At 35.8% G+C, this 10,835-nt stretch carries 8 protein-coding genes; 2 read left to right on the top strand and 6 right to left on the bottom strand.

Annotation, left to right across the window (positions count from 1 at the left end; genetic code table 11):
* Positions 1-20 precede the first annotated feature (20 nt).
* From KGI96_RS02460 to alr, 6 genes are all read right to left on the bottom strand, one after another.
* Entirely contained in the window at positions 21-728 is a 708-nt protein-coding gene (locus tag KGI96_RS02460) for a ribonuclease T2 family protein (protein ID WP_211598804.1), read from the bottom strand.
* 19 nt (positions 729-747) lie between these two features.
* Complete coding sequence (locus KGI96_RS02465; RefSeq protein WP_211598802.1) at positions 748-1,008, bottom strand: YfhL family 4Fe-4S dicluster ferredoxin; 261 nt, start codon at positions 1,006-1,008, stop codon at positions 748-750.
* A 33-nt stretch (positions 1,009-1,041) separates the two neighbouring features.
* Complete coding sequence (gene pssA / locus KGI96_RS02470) at positions 1,042-2,409, bottom strand: CDP-diacylglycerol--serine O-phosphatidyltransferase (protein ID WP_211598800.1); 1,368 nt, start codon at positions 2,407-2,409, stop codon at positions 1,042-1,044.
* A gap of 113 nt (positions 2,410-2,522) precedes the next feature.
* On the bottom strand, positions 2,523-5,330 hold the full coding sequence (ileS, locus tag KGI96_RS02475; RefSeq protein ID WP_211598798.1) for an isoleucine--tRNA ligase: 2,808 nt from the start codon (positions 5,328-5,330) through the stop codon (positions 2,523-2,525).
* Positions 5,331-5,417: 87 nt separating this feature from the next.
* The gene (recO, locus tag KGI96_RS02480) at positions 5,418-6,128 is read right to left on the bottom strand and encodes a DNA repair protein RecO (RefSeq protein ID WP_211598796.1); all 711 of its coding nucleotides are present in this window, start codon (positions 6,126-6,128) and stop codon (positions 5,418-5,420) included.
* The gene (alr, locus tag KGI96_RS02485) at positions 6,128-7,216 is read right to left on the bottom strand and encodes an alanine racemase (RefSeq protein WP_211598794.1); all 1,089 of its coding nucleotides are present in this window, start codon (positions 7,214-7,216) and stop codon (positions 6,128-6,130) included. Before alr ends, recO begins: the two co-directional genes overlap by 1 nt.
* Before the next feature lie 192 nt (positions 7,217-7,408).
* On the opposite strand from alr, the gene asd reads away from it, so the two are divergent.
* On the top strand, positions 7,409-8,518 hold the full coding sequence (gene asd / locus KGI96_RS02490; RefSeq protein ID WP_211598792.1) for an aspartate-semialdehyde dehydrogenase: 1,110 nt from the start codon (positions 7,409-7,411) through the stop codon (positions 8,516-8,518).
* 261 nt (positions 8,519-8,779) lie between these two features.
* Complete coding sequence (locus tag KGI96_RS02495; RefSeq protein ID WP_211598790.1) at positions 8,780-10,762, top strand: exoribonuclease II; 1,983 nt, start codon at positions 8,780-8,782, stop codon at positions 10,760-10,762.
* The last annotated feature ends 73 nt before the right edge of the window (positions 10,763-10,835 follow it).

Here is a 10,835-nt window from a genome sequence, read left to right on the forward strand (position 1 = left end):
GATAGGTGATTACAATATATTTAATGATGCTTAGGGCAGTTTATTGGTTGCCATTTTTTATTGTAGCAAATATAAAGTTCATTACGAGATGCACCTAAATAGACATTTCTTAATTTGGGATTATTATCACGCATCCAACGGAATAAGGCTTTACGATTTAATTTTTTATTAGGTAATTTTAAATCGTTATACAATGCTCTTTGCATATTGAAGTAATCTTGTGGTTGTTTAAATGCACAAGCACCGTGTTTTTCCCATTCGCCTTGCAATAAAGGTTTTCCAGGTGCTTCTCGCATATATTTTTCAATAATACGCTCATCAACTGGCGGTAAATCTCCTTGACAGAAACGAGGATGCTGATCAATTTGACGAGCTGAACGATTTTGAGGCCATAATCCGTGAATAACCCAACCAAATTTATGAGGGTTCGCACATTGATATTGTAAACTTCTTGGTAGATTTCCCTGTGTTGATTTTTTCTTATATTCACAAAAACCAGGTGACCAAGAAAGAGCTAGCATATAATAATCAACAGATACTTTATTCTGCCCATATTTATCTCGGTGCATATCTGTATCGTAATCCAAATGTTGACTTGAATATTGGGCGGTTTTTGTTTGATTATTGTGTTGAGATTTTGCTGACACAGTTTCTTTACTTGAAAATAACATAATCCCTGCTCCAATCACAAGAGAAACGACACTTGTTACTAATTTTTTCTTATTCATTTTATTTCCTTACGCCGAGTTAAATTTCATTAAAATGATGAATCATCACAAAGCGTTCCCATAATTGCTCTTGTGTTTCTTCATTATCGGGATCTTTTTTTATGCAATTTGAAATAGGACAAACCTTTTGACAGGTGGGTATTTCATAATGACCGACACACTCTGTACAGAGTGCAGGATCAATAACATAAATTTCATCGCCCATTGAGATTGCCTGATTGGGACATTCAGGCTCGCACATATCACAGTTAGTACATTTTGTTGTTATCAATAATGCCATAAAATTTGTAAATTTTTGATTTGATGTGACCGCTTAAAGTAGCATTTTAATTACTTTATCTAATTTAATACGACCAAATCGTTTTAAAACTTTACGTACATCTTTAGGGTAATCTTGCACTATTTCCAAATCTGTATAATGTTTTAAAATTTGTGTATGTTCTCGAATTTTTGTCAATTCTTGAACGGCTTTTGGTTTTAATTCCTCTTTTGGATCTGAAATTAATACCGCATTTTCGGCATCTAATCGCCAAGCTCTTGGGTTTAAATTATTTCCTGTTAATAAAATATATTGATGATCAATCCACACGCCTTTAAGGTGATAAGTATTTTCCTCATTTTTCCATAAACGAATAATTAATTGCCCATTATCAATGTAGCGTTGATGACGCTTACAAAAAGCACGTAAGTTCTTTTCATAAAGATAAGGTAATGCAGAAGCTAGAGTGAATTTCTCTTCAGGCTTAGTATAAAAATCATTGGCTGTTTTGTCTCCCACTACAATCTCAATCTGTTTACCTGCTTTTAATAACCACGCAATACGATTTCTAATAGTAATTGGGAAATTAAAATAAGGAGTACAAATTGTTAATTTTTGTTCTGTTAAAAAAAATAGAGCTTCAATGGTTTTATTTAATTGATTTTTTTTACGTTTTAATCCTAATAGTAAAGATAAGCCTAATCCTTCTTCTTGATAAGGTTTTGAAAGTTGGTACTGCTGATGACTTAAATATTTACGAAATGCTTTTATTTGAGGGCGAATTTCTGTAGTTTTTTTTCGTTCTAATACATCTAAACGATTTACGGCTTCTTGGCTTAAAATATGTTCATTAGTAAAATGAACAATTGAATCGGTTAAGGCTTGATTTTTAATTTGGTGATAACGATCGCAACGATATTTATCTAATTGATGTAAATAAACATTATTAATGCTTGCACCACTATAAAGCAGGGTATCATCAAAGACTAAACCTTTTAAATGCAATACACCAAAAAGCTCTCTACTATTTATAGGTACACCATAAAAAGGAATTTCATTTTGTTTATCATTGGCATATTTCTGGTGCATTTCATAATACCAGTCAGCATTACTTCCTGCTTCTTTTTCACCTATTCGTCCTCGTTGAGCACGGTGCCAATCAACCAGTACTTTGATATCTAATTCAGGGCGTGCTAATTTTGCTTGATAAAGTGCATCTAAAATCTCTTGACCTGCTTCATCTTTTTCCCAATATAAAGAAGTGATATAAATACGAGATTTAGCCTGTTGAATAAGGGATAAAATATGCTTTTTAAACAAAACAGTATCCAAAAGAAACTCAATATTTTCAGCTTCTGTTGGTATATATTTTAATTTTTCTAAGTGAGATTTTGCTTTCTTTATTTTTAACGCTGTTAGCATTTTTCTCTCCCGTAAATAATGATAGATTTGCAAAATTTTTCTCAAATGTGACCGCTTGTAATAAAGTTAAAAATAGATAAAGACAGGGTATGCCCTGTCTCTACAGATCATCATTACGCAAAATGACGTTGTTCGCCTGCACCCGCTACGTTTTCTACACAACGACCACAGATTGCACCGTGTTCTGCGTGTGAGCCGATATCTGTTGAAAAATGCCAGCAACGTGGACATTTTTCACCTTCGGCACGTTCCACTTTCACGGCTAAGCCATCTAATTCACCGACTTGGACATCAGCTTCAGCAAGAGGTTTCAAAATTACTTGTGATGTAATTAACACAAAACGTAACTCATTGCGTAGTTTTTCCAATGACTCTTGAAGCTCTTTATTTACATAAAGGGTCACTTTGGCTTCTAATGCACCACCAATCACTTTATCATTACGAGCTTGTTCTAATACTCGGTTCACTTCTGTTCGTACGGCTAAAAGCTGTTGCCAGTAAGCATTATCCAACTGATCCGCCTCATCTAAACCAAATAAACCAGTGTAGAATTCTTCGGTAAACACAAATTCCGCACGATCCATTTCAGGTAAGCAATTCCAAATTTCGTCTGCTGTGAATGAAAGAATTGGTGCAATCCAACGCACTAAGGCTTCTGAAATATGCCATAACGCTGTTTGACAACTACGACGAGCAACACTGTCCGCTTTTGTAGTATATTGACGGTCTTTGATAATATCTAAGTAGAACGATCCCATTTCAATTGAACAGAAACGCATTAAACGTTGTACAACGGTGTGGAATTGATAATTATCATACGCTTCAATAATCTCTTTTTGTGCCTCTAATGCACAGCTTACCGCCCAGCGGTCAAGACTAATCATCTCTTCTGGTTTCACACAATCTGTTTTGGGATCAAAGCCGTTTAAGTTTGCTAATAAGAAACGTGAAGTGTTACGAATACGACGATAAGCATCCGCTGAACGTTTTAAGATTTCATCAGAAACTGTCATTTCGCCTGTGTAGTCTGTTGAAGCTACCCATAAACGTAAAATATCACCACCAAATTTATCCATTACTTCTTGTGGCGTTACGATATTTCCGATCGATTTAGACATTTTACGTCCTTGACCGTCCACTGTGAAACCGTGGGTTAAGACTTGTTTGTATGGTGCTTTATTGTCTGTTGAGCAAGAAAGCATTAGTGATGACATAAACCAACCACGATGTTGATCTGAACCTTCTAAGTAAAGATCGATGTCGTTACCATTAAATTCAGCACGATTTTGTACCACAGACGCATAAGTTGATCCTGAGTCAAACCATACATCTAAGGTATCTTTTACTGCACGGTAATTTTGAGCATCATCTTCGCCAAGTAATTCTTTCGGATCTAAATCCCACCACGCTTGAATTCCATCTTTTTCAACACGTTTCGCTACTTCTTCAATTAATTCAACAGTGCGTGGATGTAATTCTTCGGTTTCATTGTGAATAAATAAAGTAACAGGCACGCCCCAAGTACGCTGACGAGAGATACACCAGTCAGGACGGTTTTCAACCATTTTCTCAATACGAGCTTGACCCCAATCTGGAATCCAACGTACATTTTTGATTTCGCCTAAAGCTAATTTACGCAAGCCCTGTGTTTCCATTCCCACGAACCATTGTGGTGTCGCACGGAAGATAATCGGTGTTTTGTGTCTCCAACAATGTGGATAGCTATGACGAATTTTTTTCATTTTCATCAACGAGCCAGTTTCATCTAATTTTTGTAACACCGCACCGTTTGATTCAAATACGCCTAAGCCTGCAAAAAATTCTGTACTTGATGTAAATTTACCATCGTTACCCACTAAGCCAGCCATTTCAATATTATATTGACGTGCAATCACATAGTCGTCTTGACCGTGATCTGGTGCGGTATGTACTAAACCTGTACCGCCGTCAGTAGTAACGTGATCGCCTAAAATAAATGGTACATCAAATGCATAGAATGGGTGGTTAAAACGTAATAATTCTAACTCTTTACCTTTCGCTGAACCTAAGACTTGATAGTCTTCAACGCCCACTTCTTTTGCTACTTCTTCAACTAATTCAGCCGCTAAAATTACACGCTCATCGCCGAATTGTACTAATTGATATTCTAACTCTGCACTTAATGCAATCGCACGGTTAGATGGCATTGTCCAAGGGGTAGTTGTCCAGATAACGGCTGAAATTTTACCTTCGCCCTTCGCATTAAATTTCTGTTCGATTTCTTGCTCGTTTACCGCACTGAAACGTACATAGATTGATGGTGATGTTTTATCTTCATATTCAACTTCTGCTTCTGCTAATGATGAACCACAATCTAAACACCAGTGAACCGGTTTTGAACCTTTGTATAAGTGACCATTTGCCACCATTTTTCCGAATGCACGAATAATATTTGCTTCGGTGTCAAAATTCATTGTTAGATAAGGATTATCCCAATCCCCTAATACACCTAAACGAATAAAATCTTTTTTCTGACCTTCAATTTGTTCAGTTGCATATTTACGACATTCTTTACGAAACTCTGCAGCAGAAAGTTTCTGATTTGGTTTACCTACAATACCTTCTACCTTTAATTCAATCGGTAAGCCGTGACAATCCCAACCTGGAATATAAGGCGAATCAAAACCTAATGCGGTTTTTGATTTAATAATCATATCTTTTAAAATTTTATTTACGGCGTGTCCGATATGAATATTACCGTTCGCATAAGGAGGACCATCGTGCAAAATAAAGCTCTTTTTACCTTTCGCTGACTCGCGAATTTTTTGATATAAACCTTTGTCATACCAGTTTTTTAACATTTCAGGTTCACGCTTAGCAAGGTTGCCACGCATTGGAAAGCCTGTTTCAGGCAAATTTAATGTATTTTTATAATCAGTCATTGTGTTTTCCTGTAGATATAAAATTTAAAAAGTGAAAATTGATCTAACCATTGTAAAGAAGAATGGAATAAAAATCTATATTTTGCACTATTTTTTGATGATTTGTTGAAACAACTCTCTGCTTTTAAGAGGACTTGATCCTAAAAAGGCTTTTAGTGTGGTTCGAGTGAAATATTTTGCAGCTTGTCGAGTGGATTGCTCACTAAAATCAAGTTGATTAAATGCTAATAAATCTTTGCCTAGATAACTTTGATTATTTTGTAATAATGAGGCAATAAAGCCTTTTTTTTCTTGAAATTGATAGCTCATCGTTGGTTCTATAGGTTTACCCGTTGCAGCACAATGACTAAAACTGACTTCATATCCTAACGCTTTTAAGAGTTGAAATTCAAAAGTGCGTAAAGTCGCTTCAATTTGTTGAGGTTGTACTGCTAGCTGAGTAATACAGTTTAAATAATGCTGAAATAATTCAGGGTAAGCGGTATGATTTTCTAAGGTTTTTACCAAAATTTCATTAACATAAAAGCCACTATATAAAGCCATTGTTTGCATTGGTAAACTTAATGAGGCGGGTTCTGCTTTGGTTAATGTTTTCAGTTCCCCTTTGCCACTCCAACGCAATAATAAAGGGGTGAAAGGTTGTAATACGGATTTTAATGGTGAACGTACTCGTCTTGCACCTTTGGCTAATAATGTAATACGTCCACTATGCTCAGTAAAAAAATCGACCAGTAAACTACTTTCGCTATATTCTCTGCGATGTAATACAAACCCGCGTTGCCAATTTTCAACACTCATTATTCTTTATACTCAATATCTACTCGTGGGGTAATTTGAGTCACCAATTCATAATTAATCACACCAATCGCTTTTGCAACTTCTTCAATGGGTAATTCTTCGCCCCATAAAATAACTTTATCTCCCATTTTGTCGGTACTATCAATGCCTAAATCTACGGTAAGCATATCCATTGAAACTCGCCCCACAATAGGTACTTTACGACCATTCACCCAAACTGGTGTTCCATAAGGTGCATTGCGAGGGTAACCATCTCCATAGCCAATGGCGACAACACCAAGTTTTGTATCTTTTTCACTGACCCAATAATTACCATAACCTACTGGTTCACCCGCACGGTGTTTTCTCACCGCAATCAGTGTCGAGGAAAGGGTCATTGTTGGTTGAAAACCGAGTTCTTTAATAGGGGTATAGTTAGGTGAAATCCCCTGTTGAATAATTCCAGCTCGGATCCAATCATAATGGGATTGTGACCAATATAAAATTCCCCCTGATGCTGCCATACTGCGTTCATTGGTATAACCCTCAGTGGCTTTTTCAAAACAACAAATTTGTTTTTTAGAATAATCATTTTCAGGCTCATCAGCACAACTGAAATGAGAAATAAAACGAATTTGACCTACAAATTCACATTTCTCTAAACGTTGAAAGGCGTTATCGACATCTTCAGGTTGAAAACCTAAACGGTGCATTCCTGTATCAATTTTTATCCAAACATTAATAGGAAGCGGTATGATTTTATTTACTTTTTGCAAATTTTCAATCATCTCAATTTGTTCAAAATTATGAACTACTGTATCTAAATTTTTTTTAACAACTTGTTGTAATTCTCTTTCATTAAAAAATCCTTCTAATAATAAAACCGTACCTTGATAATCAAGTTGACGAATAGTCATTGCCTCAGAAATACGTGCGACAGCAAAAGCATCAACTTTATTTTTTAAAGTGTTAATTAAATGAGGAATAGTTTGACCATAACCATTCGCTTTAATGACGGAACAAAGCTTACTGTTTGGTGCTAAGCTTTTGATACGTTTTATATTATTATGCAATGCTGTTGTATTAAGCGTGAGTATTGCGGATTTCATTTATCATTCCATTTGTGTATTTTTAGAATTTGGGTTAGGTAAAGAATTATACTTCAAAATAAAATTTTATAGAAATACAAACCAAACTAAATACAATTTTTATTGTAAATAACATAAGAGTATTGTTTTTAATCAAAAATCTTATACAATCGAAAGTTGCAAACACAATAAAAAATTTAAGGAGTATAACAAATGCAAAATGTGGGTTTAGTTGGTTGGCGTGGAATGGTTGGATCTGTGTTAATGGATAGAATGGAACAAGAGCAAGATTTTGCTCGTTTTAATCCTATTTATTTCACGACATCACAAGCGGGGCAATCCGCTCCAGAATTTGGTGGTAAACAAGCTGGTCAATTAAAAAATGCTTTTGATATTGAAGAATTAAAAAAATTAGATATTGTTGTCACTTGTCAAGGTGGGGATTACACTTCAGAAGTTTATCCTAAATTACGTGCAACAGGTTGGAATGGCTATTGGATTGATGCGGCTTCAACATTGCGAATGAAAGAGGAAGCAATTATTGTTCTTGATCCTGTCAATCAAAAAGTGATCGATGAAGGACTTAACAAAGGGGTGAAAACCTTTGTGGGCGGAAATTGTACCGTAAGTTTAATGTTGATGGCATTAGGTGGCTTATTTGAAAAAGATTTAGTGGAATGGGTCTCTGTAGCAACTTATCAAGCGGCGAGTGGTGCAGGGGCTAAAAATATGCGTGAATTACTAACTCAAATGGGCGAATTAAAAAATGTCGTTTCAGATGAATTAGATAATCCAGCCAGTGCTATTTTAGATATTGAACGTAAAGTAACCGCAAGAATGCAACAAGATAGTTTCCCTACTGAGAACTTTGGTGCTCCTTTAGGTGGCAGTTTAATTCCGTGGATCGATGCTTTGTTAGATAATGGTCAAACTAAAGAAGAGTGGAAAGGCTATGTCGAAACCAATAAAATTCTAGGGTTAAGTGATGATCCAATTGCGATTGATGGCTTATGTGTGCGAATTGGTGCATTGCGTTGTCATAGTCAGGCTTTTACCATCAAAATGAAAAAAGATTTGCCATTAGCTGAAATTGAAGAAATTTTAGCAAGCCACAATGAATGGGTAAAAGTCATTCCAAATGAAAAAGAAGCAACCTTAAAAGAACTTACCCCAGCTAAAGTAACAGGAACTTTAAGTATCCCTGTAGGACGTTTACGTAAATTAAATATGGGCGGGGAGTATTTATCTGCTTTCACAGTCGGTGACCAATTATTATGGGGTGCCGCAGAGCCTGTGCGTAGAGTATTGATGCAGTTGGTTTAAAAAGAGTAAATGATGATGTTTAAGCGGTAACATTTTATTTAAAATTTGCAAATTTAATCACACCTCAATATTGAGTTTTTATTGAGGTGTTTTTTTATTCGAGTAAAAACGGTGAAAAATAGAGAAATATATTTTTTATTCTAATAGTGATAGAATTAGATCAATTAAGATAGTTGAGTTTTTATAAACATCAATTTTACCATTTGTAGAGACAAGGCATGCCTTGTCTTTTCGTTATATTATTATATTTAAAGGAAACTTATGTTCCAAGATAACCCTCTGTTAGCACAACTTAAACAACAAATGCACTCTAATAAAACTTTCGTTGAAGGTTTTGTAAAAGCCACTGATAAAAGCTATGGTTTTTTAGAATGCGATAAAAAAAGTTACTTTATCCCACCCCAAGAAATGAAAAAAGTAATGCACGGCGATAAAGTAAAAGCCTCTGTTGTAGTTGATGGCGACAAAGAACGCGTTGATGTTGAAGAATTGATTGAGCCTATGCTGACACGTTTTGTGGCAAGGGTTAAATTTAATCGAGAGGGGCGTTTACAACTTGCAGTTGATCATCCAAATGTGAAACCGCTAATTTCTGCTAATGTAAACAATAACAAGGTAACGCAAAAATTACAGGAAAATGACTGGGTTGTTGCAGAATTAAAAACACATCCTTTACGAGATGATCGTTTTTTATTTGCTCAAGTCACCCAATTTATTTGCGAAGCAGAAGATCATTATGCACCTTGGTGGGTGAGTCTTATTCGTCACGAACAACCCCGTGAAGCAGTAAAAGGGTTAGAAAGTTATGAGTTGCAAGATGAAATTGAACGTAAAGATTTAACGGATTTAAATTTTACCACTATTGATTCAGGAACAACCAAAGATATGGACGATGCGTTGTGTATTGAGCCAATCCTTGAAAATAACACCCAAACAGGATGGCGTTTAATGGTGGCGATTGCCGATCCAACTGCTTATATCCCACAAAATTCAAGCCTTGAAAAAGAAGCTCGTCAACGTTGTTTTACCAATTATTTACCGGGTTTTAATATTCCAATGCTACCTCGTGAACTTTCTGATGATTTATGTTCATTGGTTGCGGATGAAAAACGTCCTGCATTAGTAGGCGAAATTATTACTGATTTGCAAGGGAATGTTACAGCAGAAACCGTCTTTACCCTTGCGTGGGTGAAATCAAAAGCTAAATTGGCTTATGACAACGTATCTGATTATTTAGAACAGCAAGAAAATGCGTGGCAACCTGAAAACGAGATTGTAAAACAACAAATTGACTGGTTACACCAATTTACCCAAGCAAGAATGCAATGGCGTGAGAAGAATGCGTTAATTTTCAAAGAGCAAGGCGATTATGCTTTTGAATTAAATGAGCAGGGAGATGTAGTCGATATTCATCTTGAACCTCGTCGCATTGCGAATCAAATGATTGAAGAAGCGATGATTATCGCCAATATTGAAGCGGGTAAATATTTAGAAAAAAATGCAAAAACAGGGATTTTCAACACCCATTTAGGTTTTGATCCTAAAAATTACAAACTTGCCAAAGAGTTTTTAATCGCCACCTTAGGTACGCCTGAAAACAGTGAAGAATTAGAAGCACGTTATAGTGTTGAGCGTTTAGCGACGCTTGAAGGTTATTGTGAAATGCGTCGTGATATTGACCAACACGATGAGAGCTTTTTAGAATTACGTTTACGTCGTTATCTGACTTTTGCAGAATTTAAAAATCAAGCTGCACCACATTTTGGTTTAGGGATTACCCATTATGCGACTTGGACATCACCAATCAGAAAATATGGCGATATGGTAAATCATCGTTTAATCAAACAAACCCTTGCAAAGCAGCCAACACAACCTGTAGAAGAAGATATTTTGGCTCGTTTACAAGAAGCCCGTAAACAAAACCGAATGGTAGAGCGAGATATTTCAGATTGGCTATATGCCCGTTACCTTGAACCAATGGTAGAGAAAAATATAGAATTTGAGGCAGAAATCAGTGACGTTTCTCGTGGTGGATTACGTGTTAAAGTGATTGAAAACGGTGCAATGATTTTTGTGCCAAACTCCACATTGCATCCAAATAAAGATGAAATGAACTTCCGACAAGAAGAGCTAGCTCTTTATATCAAAGATGAAAAAGCCTATCAAGTTGGGCAAAGAGTTAAAGTCAAATTAACTCAAGTTCGTATGGAAACAAGAAGTATTATTGGGAATATTGTGGAATAAATGATTTATAAAAATGAGCGGTTACATTCTAATAAAAATTTGCAAATTTAACCTACGATCGTAGAGGCAGGGT

The sequence above is a fragment of the Phocoenobacter atlanticus subsp. cyclopteri genome, assembly GCF_018343795.1.
GTDB classification, from domain to species: domain Bacteria; phylum Pseudomonadota; class Gammaproteobacteria; order Enterobacterales; family Pasteurellaceae; genus Phocoenobacter; species Phocoenobacter atlanticus.

Bases quoted from the DNA above. Each gene is read 5' to 3' on its own strand.
- KGI96_RS02460 (WP_211598804.1), bottom strand. From the start codon at position 728: ATGAATAAGAAAAAATTAGTAACAAGTGTCGTTTCTCTTGTGATTGGA.
- KGI96_RS02465 (WP_211598802.1), bottom strand. From the start codon at position 1,008: ATGGCATTATTGATAACAACAAAATGTACTAACTGTGATATGTGCGAG.
- pssA (WP_211598800.1), bottom strand. From the start codon at position 2,409: ATGCTAACAGCGTTAAAAATAAAGAAAGCAAAATCTCACTTAGAAAAA.
- ileS (WP_211598798.1), bottom strand. From the start codon at position 5,330: ATGACTGATTATAAAAATACATTAAATTTGCCTGAAACAGGCTTTCCA.
- recO (WP_211598796.1), bottom strand. From the start codon at position 6,128: ATGAGTGTTGAAAATTGGCAACGCGGGTTTGTATTACATCGCAGAGAA.
- alr (WP_211598794.1), bottom strand. From the start codon at position 7,216: ATGAAATCCGCAATACTCACGCTTAATACAACAGCATTGCATAATAAT.
- asd (WP_211598792.1), top strand. From the start codon at position 7,409: ATGCAAAATGTGGGTTTAGTTGGTTGGCGTGGAATGGTTGGATCTGTG.
- KGI96_RS02495 (WP_211598790.1), top strand. From the start codon at position 8,780: ATGTTCCAAGATAACCCTCTGTTAGCACAACTTAAACAACAAATGCAC.